This is a genomic window from Candidatus Eisenbacteria bacterium, assembly GCA_035577985.1.
GTDB lineage: Bacteria > Desulfobacterota > Binatia > DP-6 > DP-6 > DATJZY01.
Genome location: DATJZY010000032.1, coordinates 1 through 17,861, shown reverse-complemented (window position 1 = coordinate 17,861; position 17,861 = coordinate 1). Strand labels below are relative to the sequence as shown.

The following is a 17,861-nucleotide window of genomic DNA, read 5'->3' as shown; positions in this document are numbered from 1 at the left end:
GGCCGCAGCCCATTCGCGCGGCATTGCTGAAGGCCGCGCGACGGCTCTACCTGGCCCACGGCGCCGAGGGCGTTTCGGCGCGCCGCCTGGCGCGCGAGGTCGGCTGCAGCCCGACCGCGATCTACCTCTACTACCGTAGCGTCGGTGATCTGCTCGAGCACCTCCGTATGGAGGGACACGCGCGTCTGTCGAGCTCGCTGCGCGCGGTGACCGGTCGGGATGCGATCGAGCGCCTGCGCGCCATGGGCCGGGCCTACTTCCGGTTCGGTAAGGACAACCCTTCGTACTATGTCCTCATGTTCAGCCTGCGCCCGTCCGACATGCCGGGACGCGAGGCGGTGCAGCGCGAGATGCAGACCCTCCTCGTCGTGCGCGACGCCGTCCAGGCCGGCATGCAGGCGGGGGAGCTGCGTCCCGGCGACGCGACCGTCGTCGCCAACGCGCTGTGGGCCCAGGTACACGGCGTGACGGCGCTCGCGGTGTCGGGCCTGCTGCTGGCGACGGCCGCGGGCCACGACGCCGAGGTGCTCGAAGCGGTCCTCGAAGGCGCCCTCGTGCCCCTCCGACCATAGGAGTGTCGTATGGCACCGAAGTTGACGGCGTTCACCACCGCGAGCGACTGGGGGTTCCCCTTCCCGGCCCCCGGGAGGCCGCGTCCGATCGAGCCGGGCGGCGTGCCGCCACCGACGGCCTGGCGCTGGCCGTACCGTGCGCTCGACCCGAGCCCCGTGCCGAATCGCGGCGTCCCCGCACCCGTCCCGCTCGCGGACTTCAAGCGCGAGATGGCCACCTGGTGCGACGACGTCGGCATCGTCTCGATCGACGACCCGGCGATCGCACACGAGCGCGACGAGATCCTCTACGTCTACCCGCACGCGCGCTCGCTCGTCTGCATGATCGGCGAGGAGAACAAGGCCGCCATGCAGTCGCGCTACCTGCCGACCGCGAACCACGAGCTCTACTCGTGCGAGGAGCGCCTCTTCGCGATGGGCCATCGCACCGTGAAGTACATCCAGAGCCTCGGCGGCGCGGGTCTCACGACGACCATCGGATGGCCGCAGGAGGTAAGCCAGCGGTGGGCCGACAAGATCTGGCCGCTCTCGCACAAGCTCGTCGCGCAGGCGGCCGGCCTCGGCGTCATCGGCACCAGCCGGAACTTCCTGCACCGGAAGTTCGGCGCCTACTGCCTGATCGACACCGTGGTCACGAACCTCGAGTGGCCCACATACGATCAGCCGACGACCTGGAACCCGTGCCTCACCTGCAACCTGTGCGTCGCCTCGTGTCCGACCGACGCCATCCGCTCCGACGGCACGTTCGACTTCTTCGCCTGCTACAACCACACCTACCGCGACTCGATCCCCGGCTTCCTCGACTTGGTGGGCGACCTCGCCGAGCGCTCGACGAAGGACTTCCGCAAGCGCTGGGCCGACAACGAGATCGCGGCGCTCTGGCAGGCCATGGCGTTCAAGGTCGAGTATCGCTGCTTCAACTGCGTCGCCACCTGCCCGGCGGAGATCGAGGACGCATTCCAGGGCGATCGCCGGGTGCGGCGCGAGTACCTCGACGAGACGCTGAAGCCGCTCACGCACACGCGCGGCGTCGAGGATGCGCAGTTCGTGCTCGACACGCCGTCGGCGCGCGCGAGGTACGACATCCCACCGGGCGAGTGGCGAACGCCGATCGACCGCGCGGGCGAGTCGTGGAGGGGCGTCCGGCTGGTCAACCTGCGGCGCATCCGCACGCAGAACGTCGAAGCGATGATGCGCTGGATGCCGCAGTACTTCCGGCCGAGCGAAGCGGCGGGTCTCGCGTTCACCGTGCAGCTCGATCTCACCGGACCCGGCGGCGGTCCCTGGGTGATGCGCGTCGCCGACGAGCGCTGCGAGGTGCGGCCCGGGCGCGCCGGGCGCGCCGATTTGACGATCCGCACCAGGGCGACCTACTGGCTCGCCGTGCATCGCGGCGACGTGAACCCGGTGCTGGGGCTCGTGACCGGCCGCCTTCGCCTGTCCGGCGACCGCCGTCTCTTCCTCAAGTTCCCGGCGCTCTTCGGCCACGAGCCGGGACGGTCGTGGGCACATCGGCTCGCCTGGCGCGTGCGTCGGTTGCTGCGGCGTGCTGAAAGGCGGGCATGACCTCGCGCACGATCCGCACGCCCAACGTCGCGTTCGAAGCGCTGGAGGAAGGCTCGGGTCCGCTCGTGCTGTGCCTGCACGGCTTCCCGGATCAGGCCCACTCGTTCCGCCATCAGATGCCCGCGCTCGCCCGGGCAGGATTCCGCACCGTCGCGCCGTACATGCGCGGCTACGCGCCGACGAGCGCGCCCGCCGACGGACGCTACGACGGCATGGCGCTCGCCGAGGACGTGCTCGCGCTGCTCGACGCCCTCGATGCCGAGCAGGCGGTCGTCTTCGGCCACGACTGGGGCGCGGTGGCGACCTATTTCGCCGCGCTGCTCGCGCCGCAGCGCCTGCGCAAGATCGTCACCGCCGCCGTGCCCTACGGCCCGGCGCTGTTCCGCGCCTTCACGACCAGCCCCGCACAGATCCGTCGCTCCTGGTACATGTTCTTCTTCCAGCAGCCGATCGCGGACGCGGCGCTCCGCCACGACGACTTCGCCCTCGTCGATCGCCTGGTCGCCGACTGGTCCCCTGGCTGGACGTGCCCGGCCGAGGAGCGCGAGCGCACCAAGGCGACCTTCCGCGCCCCGGGAACGGTGGAGGCGGCGCTCGGGTACTATCGCGCCACCATGGGCCCCGCGCTGGCCGACCCGGCGGTCATGGAGGCCAGCCTCACCGCCACGAGCGTGCCGCTCGAGGTGCCCGCCCTCATGCTGCACGGCGCCGACGACGGGTGCATCGGCGCCGAGCTCGTCCCGTCCATGCGCGAGTACTTCCCGCGCGGCCTTCGGATCGAGGTCATTGCCGGCGCCGGGCACTTCGTGCACCAGGAGAAGCCGGAGATGGTGAATCGCCTGGTGCTCGACTTTCTGCGGTGACGCGAGCGATCGCGACGCTCGTCCTGTTCGCGGCCGCCGCCGGCGCGGCGCCGCCACCGGCCGACGTCGCGCTCTATCAGCACTGGTGCGCACGCTGCCACGGCGAGCGCGGCGACGGCCGCGGACCGGCCGCGGTCGCGCTCGCGTTCAACGGCGCGCCGCCGCGCGACTTCACGACGGGGCGCTTCAAGCTGACGAGCGTGCCCTCGGGCTCGGCGCCGACCGACGAGGATCTCGCGCGCACGATCCGCTCGGGCATTCCCGGCACGAGCATGCCGTATTTCTCGGACCTGCTCTCGGCGGACGAGATCGCACGTCTCGTCGCCGTCGTACGGAGCTTCGCGACGATGCCGCGCGCGCCGGGAACGCCGCTCGACCTCGGACGCGAGCCGCCCGACGACGACGACAGCCGGCGGCGCGGCGCGGTCGCGTACGTGGAGCTCGGCTGCCCTGCGTGCCACGGCGACCGCGGCCGCGGCGACGGCGCGTCGGCGGCGCAGCTTCGCGCCTCGGACGGCACCCGCATCGCACCCGCCGACCTCACCCGGCCGTGGACGTTCAAGGGCGGTGCCACGGCGGCCGACGTCACGATGCGGCTCGCGTCGGGCATCGGCGGCACGCCGATGCCGAGCTATCTCGACGCCGCGTCGGTGGCCCAGCTCTGGGACGTCTCGCACTGGGCGTTGTCGCGCGCGCGCGCCCCGTCGCTCGCCGCCGCCGCGCGCGAGGCCGCACGCGCCGAAGCGGGCGCCGGCGAGCCGCCCGCGAAGCGCGGCGAATACCTCGCACAGTCCGGCACGTGCTTCCTGTGCCACGTGCAGATGCAGCCCGACGGCGCGTACGTCCCGGGCAGCTTCGGCGCCGGCGGCATGCGCGTCGTCATCACGCACTCGGGCGTCGTCTACACGCGGAACCTGACGCCCGATCCCGACACCGGCCTCGGGGGGTGGAGCGATGCCGACCTGCGTGCGGCGATCCGCAAGGGACGCTCGCGCAGCGGGCGCGTTCTGAGCGCGCTCGACATGCCGTGGACGATCCTCGCCGGCGTACGCGACGCCGACGTCGACGCGATCCACGCATACCTGCAGTCGCTTCCGCCGGTTCGCAACCGCGTCCCGCCACCCGAGGCGCCGTCGCTCGTCGACGGCATCGTGGGGAAGCTCGGCGCCTTCCTCACGGGCGAGCAGATCGCGGGCATCTACTTTCCGGGCAACGCCGGCCGTACACCGCCGCCCGACCAGCCGAACGCCCCCGTCGTGAATCCGTCGACCGACACCATGATGGTGCTGGGCTGCCTGTTCGCGCTCGCGCTCTACGCGAGGACGCGCAAGGGACAGCGCCGCCTGGAGACGCTCGCCGTCTGGACCGTCCTCATCGGCGTGCCGCTCGTCTACACGTGGCCGCCGCTGCGCTGGATGCCGCCCGCGCTCGTGAAGGCGGCGCCGCCGGTCGCGGCACTCGGGCGCGCCCTGGGTCTTCCGCCGCTGCGCCCACCGCCCTTCCCCGTCGGCAACCTCGACGACGACACGCGCGTGCTGGTGAACCATGGCCGCTACGTCGCGACCGTCGGAACCTGCTCGCTCTGCCACACCGCCGGACCGGATCCCCTGCGCCTGTGGCAAGCGTTCCCCGACATGGGCGGCGGCATGCGCGTCGCGTGGAAGGTCTTCGGCACGACGTATTCGCGCAACCTCACCCCCGATCGCGAGACCGGGCTCGGCACGTGGAACGACGCCCAGATCCGCCGCGCGATCACGAGCGGCATCAGCCGCGACGGACGCATCATGCACTGGCAGGCGATGCCGTGGGATCACTTCTCCCGGCTCACGCCCGAGGATCTCGAGGCGCTGATCGCGTATCTCCGCCACATCCCGCCCGCGCATTCCGAGGTTCCCAACCCCGTGCCGCCGGCGCCCGGCGATCCCGACGGCGACGCGTTCAGCTTCGGCTACACCGGCACGTATCGTCGCTAGCGAGGCGGCGGTGAAGCGCGAGCGAGCCGCGCGACGCGTCCTCGTCCCGGCGGGCGGGTGGCGGGGGTGGGGTGTGAGCGAGCCCGCAGGGCCCGGCGCGCGCCGCGGTTGGCGGCTGTGTCGTCGCGGCCCACGAGGCGCGCGTGGCCCGAGGACCGCGAGCGAACACCCCGCCGCCCGCCCGCCGCGCACGAGAAAGCGTCGCGCCTGCGCGCGCGCTCGTGCTATCGTCCGTCCCCATGCCGCCGACGAGCCACTTCCGGACGTGCCCGCTCTGCGAAGCCATGTGCGGTCTCGAGGTGCAGACCGAGGGCGATCGCGTCGTCGCCATCCGACCCGATCACGACGACGTGTGGAGCAAGGGGTTCATCTGTCCCAAGGGGACGACGCTCGGCGCGCTCCACCACGATCCCGACCGCATCCGCGTCCCGATGGTTCGCGAGGGCACGCGCTGGCGCGAGGTCGGGTGGAAGGAGGCCTTCGCGCGCTGCGAGGAGCTGATCGGCGGCGTCCTCGCGAAGCACGGCAAACAGGCCATCACCGCGTACATCGGGAATCCGACCGCGCACAGCATCCACCTCTCCCGTTACGTCGGGCTCTTCATGGGGCTCTCCCAGCTCCCGACGCTCTACTCGGCGGGCACCGTCGACCAGTGGCCGAAGAACGTCTCGTGCATGCTGATGTACGGGAGCATGTGGTGGATCCCGACGCCGGACATCCAGCGCACGCAGTATTGGGTGGTGATGGGCGGCAACCCGCAGGCGTCGCAGGGAAGCCTGCTCGCCTGCCCCGACGTGCTGGGCGAGATCGATCGCATCCGCGCGCGCGGCGGGAAGACCGTCGTCGTCGACCCTCGCCGCACCGGCACCGCCGACGAGGCCGACGAATGGATCCCGATCGAACCGGGAACCGACGCCGCGCTGCTGCTCGCCTGGTGCCACGTCCTGTTCGCCGACGGCCTCGTACGGCCGGGCGCGCTCGCCTCGCGCGTGAACGGGATCGACGACGTGCGCGCGCTCGCGGCGCCCTTCTCGCCCGAGCGCGTCGAGGCCACCTGCCGCGTGCCCGCCGCCACCATCCGCCGCGTCGCGCACGAGATCGCCGCCGCGCCGTCGTCCGCGGTCTACGGGCGGATCGGCCTCTGCAACCAGGAGTTCGGGACGCTCGCGTCGTGGCTGGTCGACGTCGTGAACATCCTCACCGGCAACTTCGATCGGCCGGGCGGCCTCATGTTCGGCAACCCGATCGCCTGGAGCCTCACCTCGTTGCCCGATCCGCAGTGGGCGGACGGCGTCTCGTTCGGACGCTTCCGCTCGCGCGTGCGCGGCGTGCCCGAGGTGCTGGGACAGTTCCCGCTCTCGTGCCTCGCCGAGGAGATCGCGACCCCGGGCGACGGCCGCATCCGTGCGCTCGTCACGATCGCCGGCAACCCGGTGATCTCGGCGCCCGACGCCGCGCGGCTCGACGCCGCCCTCCCCGAGCTCGAATGCATGATCAGCCTCGACAACGCGCTCAACGAGACGACGCGCCACGCGCACGTGATCCTACCGGGGCAGTCGGCGCTCGAGCAGCCGCACTTCGACGACCTCATCGCCATGTGGGGCGTGCGCAGCGCGGGCAACTTCTCGCCCGCGATCTTCCCGTGCGCCGATCGGCCGCAGGAGTGGGAGATCCTCGCCACGCTGGGCGGCCTGTGCGCCGGCATGCCGCTTTCGGAGATCGACCCGGCGGCGATGGACGACGGCTTCCTCATGGCCCTGTGCGCCGCGAAGAACGTCGACCCCGCGAAGATCCTGGGGCTCTACGATCACCGCGGGCCCGAGCGGCTCGTCGACTTCCAGATCCGGACGGGACCGTTCGGCGACGGCTACGGCGAGCGACCCGGCGGTCTCACGCTCCGGTCGTTCCGCGACGCGCCGCACGGGATCGACATGGGTCCGATGGTGCCGCGGCTGGACGAGATCCTCGCGACGCCCTCGGGCAAGGTGGAGCTCGCGCCCCCCTACATCACGGCCGACGTGGCGCGGCTCGCGGCGCGGCTGGGTCGCCCGCGCTCCGGGCTCGTGCTCGTCTCGCGACGCCACCTGCGCTCCAACAACTCGTGGCTCCACAACGTGGAGGTGCTGGTGCGCGGGCGCGAGCGCTGCACGCTCCTCATCCACCCGAGCGACGCGGCTCGCTGCGGCGTGCGCAGCGGTGCGCCGGCGCGCGTGACGTCGGAGGCGGGCAGCGTCGAGGTGCCGGTCGAGGTGAGCGACGAGATGATGCCGGGCGTCGTCTCGCTGCCGCACGGCTGGGGACACGACAAGCCGGGGACGCGCCTGGGCGTCGCGCGCGAGCACGCCGGCATCAACAGCAACCTCCTGGCGCCGGGCCGCCTGACCGATCCGATCAGCAACAACGCGGTCGTCAACGGCATCCCGGTCGACGTCGCGCCCGCCTGAGAGCCGCCGGGAGGCCGCCCGGGCGGACGAACGGACCGCTCGCCCCGCCCTGTTTGCCCCTGCGCGCGCGGCCGTAGTACCAGTCCGCGATGCCGACATCCCGCGCGCTGCTGGTCGTCGTTCTCGCCGCCGTCCTCGCGGCGTGCAAGGGACAGCACGAGGGTCCCGGGACGATCACCGGGAAGACCGTACCGGCCGAGGTCATCGCGGCCCGCGCCGAGTCGCAGAAGAAGGCGCTCGCCGACCTCGGTGCAGGGGATGCGTCGGCCAAGCAGGTCCTCTTCGGCGACCTCCACGTCCACACGACGTACTCGGTCGACGCGTTCATGCGCACGCTGCCCTTCATGCAGGGCGAGGGCGCGCATCCGCCGGCCGACGCCTGCGACTTCGCGCGCTACTGCTCCGACCTCGACTTCTGGAGCATCAACGACCACGCCGAAGGCATCACGCCCGCCCACTGGCAGGAGACGAAGGACGCGATCCGGCAGTGCAACGCCATCGCCGGCGATCCGAGGAATCCCGACCTCGTCTCGTATCTCGGCTGGGAGTGGACACAGGTCGGCCAGACGCCCGAGACGCACTACGGGCACAAGAACGTCATCTTCCACGACACCGCCGACGACAAGGTCCCCTCGCGTCCGATCAGCGCCCGCGGCGGCCTGCTCGCGCAGGCCTTCACGCAGCGGCCGCCGTTCTGGCAGCGCATCCAGTATCCCCTGCTCGATTTCTGGCACCGCCAGCGCTACTACGACTTCGGCAACCTGCAGGTGGAGATCAACGCGGTGCCGCTCTGCCCGAAGGGCGTGGACGTGCACCAGCTCCCCGCCGACTGCCACGAGACGGCCGAGACCCCCGACGTGCTGTACGAGAAGCTCTCGCAGTGGGGGGGCGACACGATCGTCATCCCGCACGGCACCACGTGGGGCTTCTACACGCCGCCCGGCAGCAGCTGGGACAAGCAGCTGAAGGGCACGATGCACGACGCCGAGAAGCAGCGTCTCATCGAGATCTACTCGGGACACGGCAATTCCGAAGAGTTCCGCGCCTGGAAGGACGTCGACCAGGACGCGCAGGGGAAGCTCACCTGTCCCGCGCCGACGAAGGACTACCTGCCGTGCTGCTGGCAGGCGGGCGAGATCATCCGCTCGCGCTGCGCGGATCCGAAGGCGCCCGACTGCGAGGAGCGCGTCGTCGCCGCGCGCGCGAACTACGCCGCGGCGGGCATTCTCGGCCACCGCACGGTCGAGGGCGCCACGATCGACGACTGGAAGGACTGCGGGCAGTGCCGCGACTGCTTCAACCCGTCCTTCACCTCGCGCCCGCGCAGCTCGGTGCAGTACACGCTCGCGATCACGAACTTCGACGATCCCGCCAAGCCGCGTCGCTTCCACTTCGGCATCATCGGCTCCAGCGACAACCACTCGGCGCGTCCCGGCACGGGGTACAAGGAGTACGCGCGACGCGAGATGACCGAGGCCATCGGGCCAAAGGACGAGACCTGGCGCGCCCGCGTCTTCGGCACGCCCGAGCCGCCGGCGCCGGCCTCCCGCCCCACCGACGAGATCCCGCCCGGCCAGGCCTTCCGGATGGTCGAGACCGAGCGACAGGTGTCGTTCTTCATGACGGGCGGCCTCGTCGCCGTGCATTCGAACGGGCGCGATCGCGACGCCGTCTGGGACGCCCTCAAGCGCCGCGAGGTCTACGCGACGAGCGGCGAGCGCATCCTGCTCTGGTTCGATCTCCTGAACGGCCCGAACGGCGGCCCGCTGCCGATGGGATCGGAGACCACGCTCGTGGACCCGCCGCGCTTTCGCGTCCGCGCCGTCGGCTCGTTCGAGCAGAAGCCCGGATGTCCCGAGTATTCGCTCCACGCCCTCGGCGCGGACCGTATCGGTCTGCTCTGCAAGGGCGAGTGCTACAACCCGAGCGATCGCCGCCGGCTCATCACGCGCATCGAGGTGGTGCGCATCCGGCCACAGGTGCGGCCGAACGAGCCCGTGCGCGAGCTGATCGAGGATCCCTGGAAGCGCTTCGACTGCGCCGCCGATCGCGCCGGCTGCACGGTCGAGTTCGACGACCCGAGCTTCATCCTGAACGGGCGGCCCGCCACCTACTACGTGCGCGCGATCCAGGAGCCGACGCCGGCCGTCAACGCCGGCGGGCTGCGCTGCGACTACGACGCGCAGGGCAACTGCACGCGCGTCCATCCGTGCTACGGCGACTACCGCACGCCCTTCGACGACGACTGTCTGTCGCCGAACGAGGAGCGCGCCTGGTCGTCGCCGATCTACCTCAGCCCCGCTTCGTGACGCCCGAGCGGCGGGCGCGCACACTGCTCGCCGTCGGCGCCGCGACGGGGCTCGCCGTCGCGGCCGTGAGTCTCGTCACCGGTATGCGGGGTGCGCGAGGGATCCCGGCCGGCGCGGTCGCGACCGTGAACGGCATCGCCATCTCGCGCGACGACTACCTGCGCACCCTGGCCGCCCTCGCCGGCGACCGGCGCGAGCCGATCGACGACGCCGACAAGCGCCGCGTCGTCGATCGTCTGATCGACGAGGAGCTGCTCCTGCAGCGCGGCCTCGACCTCGGCCTCGTGCGCCGCGACCGCACGGTGCGCTCGCAGCTCGTCGGCGCCACCATGGAGCTGCTCGCGAGCGGCGGCGCCGACCCGCCGCGCGAAGAGCTGGTCGCCTACTACGACGCGCACCGCGACTACTTCGCCGAGCCGGGACGCGTCCGCGTGCGGCAGGTGCTGGTGCGCGTCCCCGGCGGCGACGAGGCGCCCGCGCGCGCCCGCGCCGACGAGGCAGCGAGGCGCCTGCGAGCCGGCGAAGCGTTCGCGACCGTGCGGGCGGCGCTCGGCGACGACGAGGTGGCGCCCCTCCCCGACACGCTTCTCCCGGCGGTGAAGCTTCGCGAATACGTCGGCGAGACGGCGACGCGGGCCGCGCTCGAGCTGCCGGTCGGCGCCACCAGCGATCCCGTCCGCACGAGCATGGGCTTCCACGTCCTGCAGGTCGTCGAGCGCAGCCAGCCGGCGGTCCCGCCCTTCGACCAGATCGAGGATCGCGTGCGCGCGGAGGTCCGCCGCCGGGCCGACGAGACGGCGCTGCGCACCTCGCTCGACGCGCTCCGCAAGGCCGCCGACGTCCAGACGAGCGAGCCGCTGCCATGACGCGCCTCGCATTCGGCCTCGTGGTCCTCGCCCCGGCGCTCGCGCTCGCCCACGGCCGCAGCGTGTCCTGGTCCGGCTGGACGCTCGGTCCCGACGGCGCGCACGTCGAGCTGCGCCTGGCCGCGATCGACCTCACCCTGCTCGGCCTCGATCCGTGGCGCGACGCCGAGCGCATCGGGCGCTACGCCGCCGAGCATCTGACGCTCGTGGCCGGCGGGGCGCCCTGCACACCGACGGCGCCGCCGACCGTGCGCGCGGAGCGCGAGGGTCAGCTCGTCGTCGCGTGGAGCCTCGCATGCGCGTCGCCCGCGCCGCGGACGATCGAATCGCGCCTGCTGGCCGACGTCGCGCCGGCGCACGTCCATCTCGCCCGGGTGTCGGCGATGGACGGCACCGTCGCCGAGCGCGTCCTCACGGCCGAGGCGTCGCGCTGGCCGCTCGCCGGGGAATCGGCGAGCGCCGTCGACTTCGCCGTGCTCGGCATGGGCCACGCCGTGACCGGCCTCGATCACGTCGCGTTCCTGCTCGCCCTGCTGCTCCTGGCGGGATCGCTGGCCGACCTCGCCGCGAGCGTCGCCGCATTCGCGATCGCGCAGAGCGTCGCCCTGGCGCTCGCCACCCTCGGCGGCGTGCGCCCCGATCCGGCGGCGGTGGCGACGCTCGCCGGCCTCTCGTGCACGCTCGTCGCGTGCGAGGGCGCGTGGCTCCTGGGCGGCCGGGATCGTCCGACGCCGTGGATCGTCGCGGCCGCGCTCGGCGCAGCCGCGATCTCCGATCCGCGTACCGTTCCCCCGATGGTGCTGATCGGACTCGCGCTCTTCGGCGCGTGCCACCTGGGTCTCCTCGCGCGCAGCGAGCGCCCCGCGCCGCTCGTCGCGTTGGGCGCATTCGTCTTCGGGCTCGTGCATGGCCTCGGGTACGCGAGCGCGCTCGGTGCGCTCGGGCTGCCCGGCGAACGCCTCGTGCCGGCGCTCTTCGCCTTCAACGTCGGTGTCGCGCTCGGCCAGCTCGCGATCGTCGCTGTTGTCTGGAGCATGCTCGGCGCGTTGGGCCGCCGCTACCCGGGAGCGCGAGGCCGGATCGCCGAGATCGGCTCGGCCGCCGTCTGCGGGCTCGGCCTCTTCTGGTTCGTCACGCGGGCATGGGGATGAGCGACTCCGTAGCCGTCGCACGGGGGCTCACGCGCAACGCGACGAGCGCGCTATACTCCGCGCTCGCGGGAGGTCGCATGAGCGAACGATGGTCGCAACGAAGCGGATCGGGCCGGATGGCGATCCTCACCAGCGGGGGTGACGCCCCCGGCATGAACGCCGCCATCCGCGCCGCGGCGCTGCTGGCGATGTCGCAGGGCTGGAAGGTCTTCGGCGTGAGCGACGGGTACAGGGGTCTCCTCGAGGGGCGGCTCACCGAGCTCGGCGCCGGCGACGTGTCGGGCATCATCCGCGAGGGCGGCACGATGCTCGGCTCGGCGCGGTGCCGGGAGTTCGCCGAGCGCGCCGTGCGCGACGTCGCGCGCCGGCGGCTCCGCGACGCCGCGATCGACGCGCTCCTCGTCATCGGCGGCAACGGATCGATCGCGGGCGCCGCGGCGCTCTCCGACCCCGCCGAAGCGGAATCGGGCGGCCCGCTCGTGATCGCGCTGCCCGCGTCGATCGACAACGACATCGGTCTCACCGGGCTCGCGATCGGCGTCGACACCGCCATGAACACGATCGTCGACGCATGCGACAAGATCGCCGACACCGCCTCCGCCTTGAACCGCACGTTCCTGGTCGAGGTGATGGGCCGGCGCTGCGGCTACCTCGCGATGACCTCCGCCATCGCCGGCGCCGCCGATGCCGTCCTCTTCCCCGAGGCCGGTCGCAGCGACGCGGAGGTCGTCGACGCGGTCATACGGACGATCGAGCGCGTGCGCGCCCGACGCGGCCGCAAGAATCGCGTGATCGTGATCAAGGCGGAGGGCGTGTCGCTCTCGACCGAGCGCTTGAAGGAGATGGTCGACGCCCGGCTCCACGAGTCCGACGGCAAGGGGCTCGCCGTCGAGACACGCGTCACGGTGCTCGGGCACGTGGTGCGAGGCGGCCGTCCGTCGGCGTTCGATCGATTGCTCGCGAGCCGGCTCGCGCACGTCGCCGTCCGCGCGCTCATGGCCGGCGAGCACCGACGCATGGCGGCGTGGCAGCTTCCGGTGGAGCCGCCGGCCGCGGTGGGACACCGCGCCGCCGACGACCCCTACTGCTGGCTGGTCGATTTCGACGCGGTCCTGGCCGAAACCGAGCAGCTCCTCGCCGGGACGAGCCCGCTCGTACGCTGGCGGGCTCGTGTCCTCGACGAGATCGAGGGCGTGCTGGCGCTCTGAGGTGGAAAAAAAGCTTGCCGAACGGCGCGGGCGACCGGTAGACCAGTGCGTCGGAGGGAAACGATGCGCATCCCGACACCCGCAACCCGTCTCGCCACGCTCGTCCTGGCGCTGGGCCTTGCCGGCGCCGCACACGCCGCCACCGATGAATGTCACGCCGGCGCCTCGGCGCTCAGCGACGCCAAGTCCATCGCCGGAGTGCGCGGGGCCATCGCGCGCGCCTGCCCGTGCGCCTTCTACGACGGCACGACCGGGGACAAGCGCCACGGCGCGTTCGTGCGCTGCGCCAACGCGCAGATCGAGCTCGCGACGAGGACGCCGCTGCTCGGCACGTACTCGCTGCGGCCGCAGTGCCGCATCGAGCTGAAGAAGCTCTACGCGCGTGCCGCGTGTGGCTACTCCGCCTCCGTGCCACGCGTCATGTGCTGCGAGGCGAAGGTGGCCAGCGGGAAGCTGAAGGCGTCGGCCAAGCGCGCGACCAAGTGCGTCGACTCCGGCAGCGGGAGCGTCGTCCGGCACGCCTGCTATGCGTCGCCGTTCGGCGCCGACGCGTGCAGCTCCAACGCCACCAACGACTGCACGACGCTCGTCACCGAGGAAACGATCGACGTCCCGAGCGCCGCGCAGCCGGCGAATACACCGGGCTCGCCCGGCGTGGTCGTCACGAATCCGAAGCTCCTCACCCAGTTCGGCGGTGGCAGCTTCGACCTGAACCATGCCCGCTACACGCGCCACCACCTCGCCGCCCCGGTCGGGGCGCCGCAGGCGATCCTCATCCTCGTGCCCGGTTTCGAGGGCGGCGCCGCCGACTTCCGCATCATCGGCGAGAATCTGATCACGCGAGCCTACGCCGACGGCTTCATCCTCGAGGTGTGGGCGGTCGATCGACGCACCAACCAGCTCGAGGACATGGCGGGGCTCCAGATCGCCGAGGAGTTCCTCTCTCCCGAGATTGCGCTCGACTGGCTCTTCGGCGCCGAGGTCTCCCTGCCGCTCGACCCGATCCTGGCGGCGGGTCCGAATCGTCGCGGGGTCTTCTACGACACGCAGGCCGATCTCGCCTTCTTCGCCTCGTGGACGAACCTCATGTTCTCGCGCGACATCGACGCGATCGTGACGGCGGCGCGCGCCGCCGCGCAGAACCAGAACGTGTTCCTCGGCGGACACTCGGCCGGAACGGGGTTCACGGCGCGCTACGCCTCGACGGACTTCAATCTGACCGGCGTCGGCCCGGCCGATCCCGGCTACGCGAAGCTCCGCGGCCTCGTGCTGCTCGAGGGCAGCGGCGGCTCGACGGCGGGGACGCCGCTCACCAACGATTCGCTCGACCGCATCATCGCCAAGTTCGACGGCGGGCTGTTCGGGGCCGTGCGCGACAACGCCGCCCGCTGCGTCGACGGCGTGACCCCGTGCACGATCGCGACCGAGGCGACCGATTGCACCGGCCAGGTGCCACCCAAGTGCACGCTGCCGACGACGTCGTACGCGACGTCGGCGATCCTGAACGCGCGCATCCTCGCGAGCGGCGAGGTGGCCGGGCTCCAGGCCGCGCTCGATCCGGACACGGGCGAGAACCTCCTGCGCGTCGACCAGGGCGGCGTGGTCGACAACAACGCGATCCTGAAGGTGGCGGATCTCAACGGTCTCGCGCTCCTCCCCCGCTCGACGGCCGAGGGCGGCCTCGGGGCCTTCCTCGACGACGACGGGCTCGTGGCCGGTCTCGCGTCGTTCGTCGCGACCTCGCTCGGTGCGCCGGGCCCGATGCTGGGAATCCTCACGACCTGGCAGGACATCACCGAGGGGCCGTTCGCGCCCTCGATCGTCCCGAACAACGGGCCGCCGCCGACCACGCTGCCCGGCTCGAGGTGGGGCCAGGAGAAGGAAGTGGTGCTGATGAGCCGTATGGCCAAGAACTTCTACAAGGGCGGCACCAACTTCACCGACGTGTACTATCCGGTCGCGGGCCCGAGCGTGACCTCGGTCACGGGCGTGTGCACGGCAGGCTTCTGCTCGGCGGGCAACGTCGGCGCCGCGTGCACGACCGCCGCGCAGTGCTCGCAGTCGATCAACCTCGACTCGTCGGCGCTCTCGATCGGGCGCGGGCGCCGCGACATCGAGAATTTGACCCAGGCGGCGAACATCAACATCCCCGTCATCGCCTTCGGTGGGACGAATGGCCTCGCAGTGGTCCCCGGCGCGTACACGCCGTTCGGGACGAGCATCGGCACCTGCACGGCGCCGAGCTGTAGCGGGCAGCCGCGCGTCGCCGACGCGTCGTTTCCGAACCCGGCCTTCCCCACCTTCGGGGGCATCGCGGGTGGCTACGAGGTGATCATGGCCGAGGGCTTCGCACACGTGGACGTGGTGTGCGCGGAGGACAGCGTCGACAACCCGATCACGCCGGCGCTGGTCGCGTTCCTCGAGCGCAACGTCCAGTAGCTCGCCGGCATCGGCCGCTCTCACGCCCGCAGCGGCGCGACGCCGAGGCGGGTCGCCAGCTCGTCGAGCTCGCGTTCCACCGCCGGCGCGAGCGCGATCCCGCTCGCCAGCGCGTCGCGGCGGCGGCGATGCGCTCCCTCGCCCGGAATGCGGATCTCGTCGAACCCCGGCGCCAGGCGCGACCCCTTGATGCGTCCGACGACCGCGTCGACGGCGCCTTCGTAGTCCTCGCCGAGGCAGCGGACCGGATCGATCGCGACCAGCAGCATCGAGAGCAGGAACTCGCGGTCGGTCTCGAGCCAGTCGGGCTGCGCCGCCTCGGGCGGGTTGCCGCTGAGCGCGTTCGTGAGAAGTCCCAGGACCAGTGCGAGACCGTAGCCCTTGTGCTCGCCGAGCGGCAGCATGCTGCCGGCGGCCGCGCGCGCGGCGTCGGTCGTGGGGCTGCCGCTCTCGTCGAGCGCCCAGCCCTCGGGGATCGGGTCGCCACCCTTCGCCGCGACCAGGACGTAGCCGCGCGCCACTTTGCTCGTCGCCATGTCGAAGACGATCGGATACGCCTGCCGCGACGGGACGGCGATCGCGAGCGGGTTGTTGCCGACCAGGCGCTCCGCACCGCCCCATGGCGCGAGGTTCGCGGTCGCGCTGCTGAGCGCGATCCCGATCATGCGCCGCGCGAGCGCCATGCCGGCGAAGTAGCCGACGTGTCCCGTGTGCGAGACGCGGCGCACGGCGACGGCGCCGATCCCCGCCGCGCCGGCCTTCGTCATCGCGAGGTCCATCGCCCGCCGGCCCACGACCGCGCTCATGCCGCGGTCGCCGTCGAGCAGCGCGTAGGCGGGAAGATCGATCACCGTCGCGATCGCCGGGCGCGGGTTGATCGTGCCCATGCGCAGGCGCTCCACGAACACGCCGACGCGGACGCACCCGTGCGACGCGATGCCGCGCAGCTCCGCGTCCACCGTCTGCGCGGCGCAGGCGGCCGCGTCGGCCGCCGGCAGGCCGGCCGCTTCGTAGACGCGCCCGAGGAAGGTTTCGAGGGCTGCGGCAGAGACGCGGGACATCGCCCGGCGCTCCTACCACGGGGCCCATGCGGCGGTGTAGCCTCGTTGCGCGGTTCGTTCCCGCGCGGTAGGCGATGGCCCTCATGCGTGAAGCTCGCATCCGACTCGTCCTCGTGGTCGCGGCGCTCGCCGGCTGCATCTCGCAGGCGCCGGCGCACGCGGCCGTCGTGGCGAGCGTCTTCGGCGGCCGCGTCGCATGCGCACCGAACGGCCCCGTGCAGTTCTGTCAGGGCGACGTCACGACGCGCGTCGAGAGCTTCGACGGCGTCCCGCTCGACGTCAGCGTGACGCTGCCGCCCGCGTCGATGGACGGTCCGTTTCCGCTGATCGTCGATCGCCACGGCTGGAGCCTCGGCAAGAACGGCGCGCCGTACGTCGCCCTGGCCGAGGAGGGCTACGTCGTGCTGTCGTACACCGCGCGCGGCTTCTACGCCTCGTGCGGCTCGGCGGCGTCGCGCGATCCCGACGCCACGCTCTCGAACCCGACCGTGTGCGCCGAACGGGGGTGGACGCACGTCGGCGACGTCCGCTACGAGGCGCACGACACGCAGCACCTGGCCGGCCTCCTGGCCGACGAGGGCCTCGTCATCCCGAACAAGGTCGGCGTCACCGGGGCGTCGTACGGCGGCGGCCAGTCGATGATCCTGGCCGCGCTCCGCAACCGCATCATGCTCCCCGACGGCACCTTCGTTCCCTGGCGGAGCCCCGGCGGAAAGGACATGGAGATCGCCGCCGCCGCGCCGCTGATCCCGTGGTCGGACCTCGCCTACGCCCTCACGCCCAACGGGCGCACGATCGACTACCGGATCCAGAATCCGTACGGCCTGCGCGGCGGCGTGCAGAAGCAGTCGTGGAACGCGACCCTGTACGGCATCGGCTCCGCGGCGGGCTTCTACTCGCCTCCGGGCGTCGATTTCGCGGCCGATCTCACGACGTGGAACGCGCGCGTCGGCGCCGGCGAGCCGTACGACGGCGATCCGGCGCTGCAGGCGATCCTCGGCGAGATCACGGCCCACCATTCCGCGTACTACGTCGACGACTCGATCGAGCCGGCGCCCCTCTTCATCTACAACGCATGGACGGACGACCTCTTCCCGGTCGACGAGGCGGTACGCTTCTGGCGCAAGACGGTGGCAAAATACCCGACGGCGGAGATCTCGCTGCTGTTCGCCGACGATTTCGGCCACTCGCGCGCGGCGCTCGGCTTCGGCGGCGCGCGCGTCGGCGAGCGCGTGAACCAGTTCTTCAACCGCCACCTGCGCGGCATGGGCGATCCGCTGCCGGCGATCGAGGCCTTCACGCAGCCGTGCAACGGCGCGAGCGAGGAAGGGCCGTTCACCGCGAGCGATTGGGACTCCATCCATCCCGGCGAGGTGCGCTATGCGACCCGCAAGACGCAGCGCTTCGAC

At 72.1% G+C, this 17,861-nt stretch carries 12 protein-coding genes; 11 read left to right on the top strand and 1 reads right to left on the bottom strand.

Annotated elements, in window-relative coordinates; genetic code table 11:
- The first annotated feature begins 23 nt into the window (after positions 1-23).
- From VMS22_05080 to VMS22_05035, 10 genes are all read left to right on the top strand, one after another.
- A complete protein-coding gene (locus tag VMS22_05080) occupies positions 24-572 on the top strand; it encodes a TetR/AcrR family transcriptional regulator (protein ID HXJ33395.1) in 549 nt (182 codons plus the stop codon).
- Positions 573-581: 9 nt separating this feature from the next.
- Positions 582-2,138, top strand: coding sequence for an SCP2 sterol-binding domain-containing protein (locus tag VMS22_05075; protein HXJ33394.1), 1,557 nt, complete (start codon positions 582-584; stop codon positions 2,136-2,138).
- Complete coding sequence (locus VMS22_05070; protein ID HXJ33393.1) at positions 2,135-3,001, top strand: alpha/beta hydrolase; 867 nt, start codon at positions 2,135-2,137, stop codon at positions 2,999-3,001. Before VMS22_05075 ends, VMS22_05070 begins: the two co-directional genes overlap by 4 nt.
- Positions 2,998-4,974 carry a c-type cytochrome gene (locus VMS22_05065; protein ID HXJ33392.1) on the top strand — a complete coding sequence of 659 codons (1,977 nt, stop codon included), beginning with the start codon at positions 2,998-3,000 and terminating at the stop codon, positions 4,972-4,974. Before VMS22_05070 ends, VMS22_05065 begins: the two co-directional genes overlap by 4 nt.
- A gap of 239 nt (positions 4,975-5,213) precedes the next feature.
- Positions 5,214-7,418 (top strand): molybdopterin-dependent oxidoreductase, encoded by a 2,205-nt coding sequence (locus VMS22_05060; GenBank protein ID HXJ33391.1) that lies wholly within the window; start codon positions 5,214-5,216, stop codon positions 7,416-7,418.
- Between the two features lie 89 nt (positions 7,419-7,507).
- Positions 7,508-9,727 carry a DUF3604 domain-containing protein gene (locus VMS22_05055; GenBank protein HXJ33390.1) on the top strand — a complete coding sequence of 740 codons (2,220 nt, stop codon included), beginning with the start codon at positions 7,508-7,510 and terminating at the stop codon, positions 9,725-9,727.
- On the top strand, positions 9,724-10,593 hold the full coding sequence (locus tag VMS22_05050; GenBank protein ID HXJ33389.1) for a peptidylprolyl isomerase: 870 nt from the start codon (positions 9,724-9,726) through the stop codon (positions 10,591-10,593). Before VMS22_05055 ends, VMS22_05050 begins: the two co-directional genes overlap by 4 nt.
- Entirely contained in the window at positions 10,590-11,744 is a 1,155-nt protein-coding gene (locus tag VMS22_05045) for a HupE/UreJ family protein (GenBank protein HXJ33388.1), read from the top strand. The genes VMS22_05050 and VMS22_05045 overlap by 4 nt, the downstream gene beginning before the upstream one ends.
- A gap of 77 nt (positions 11,745-11,821) precedes the next feature.
- Entirely contained in the window at positions 11,822-12,952 is a 1,131-nt protein-coding gene (locus VMS22_05040) for an ATP-dependent 6-phosphofructokinase (protein HXJ33387.1), read from the top strand.
- A gap of 63 nt (positions 12,953-13,015) precedes the next feature.
- Positions 13,016-15,391, top strand: a complete 2,376-nt coding sequence (locus tag VMS22_05035) for a hypothetical protein (protein HXJ33386.1) — start codon at positions 13,016-13,018, stop codon at positions 15,389-15,391.
- A 20-nt stretch (positions 15,392-15,411) separates the two neighbouring features.
- Here VMS22_05035 and VMS22_05030 read toward each other — a convergent pair whose 3' ends face one another.
- Complete coding sequence (locus VMS22_05030; GenBank protein HXJ33385.1) at positions 15,412-16,452, bottom strand: Ldh family oxidoreductase; 1,041 nt, start codon at positions 16,450-16,452, stop codon at positions 15,412-15,414.
- Positions 16,453-16,535: 83 nt separating this feature from the next.
- Between VMS22_05030 and VMS22_05025 the strand changes: the two genes are divergently transcribed.
- A partial coding sequence (locus VMS22_05025; GenBank protein ID HXJ33384.1) for a CocE/NonD family hydrolase occupies positions 16,536-17,861 on the top strand: 1,326 nt, incomplete at its 3' end.

Excerpts from the sequence above, each read along its gene's own strand:
- VMS22_05045 (HXJ33388.1), top strand. The coding sequence starts at position 10,590 with ATGACGCGCCTCGCATTCGGCCTCGTGGTCCTCGCCCCGGCGCTCGCG.
- VMS22_05040 (HXJ33387.1), top strand. The coding sequence starts at position 11,822 with ATGAGCGAACGATGGTCGCAACGAAGCGGATCGGGCCGGATGGCGATC.
- VMS22_05060 (HXJ33391.1), top strand. The coding sequence starts at position 5,214 with ATGCCGCCGACGAGCCACTTCCGGACGTGCCCGCTCTGCGAAGCCATG.
- VMS22_05070 (HXJ33393.1), top strand. The coding sequence starts at position 2,135 with ATGACCTCGCGCACGATCCGCACGCCCAACGTCGCGTTCGAAGCGCTG.
- VMS22_05075 (HXJ33394.1), top strand. The coding sequence starts at position 582 with ATGGCACCGAAGTTGACGGCGTTCACCACCGCGAGCGACTGGGGGTTC.
- VMS22_05030 (HXJ33385.1), bottom strand. The coding sequence starts at position 16,452 with ATGTCCCGCGTCTCTGCCGCAGCCCTCGAAACCTTCCTCGGGCGCGTC.
- VMS22_05035 (HXJ33386.1), top strand. The coding sequence starts at position 13,016 with ATGCGCATCCCGACACCCGCAACCCGTCTCGCCACGCTCGTCCTGGCG.
- VMS22_05055 (HXJ33390.1), top strand. The coding sequence starts at position 7,508 with ATGCCGACATCCCGCGCGCTGCTGGTCGTCGTTCTCGCCGCCGTCCTC.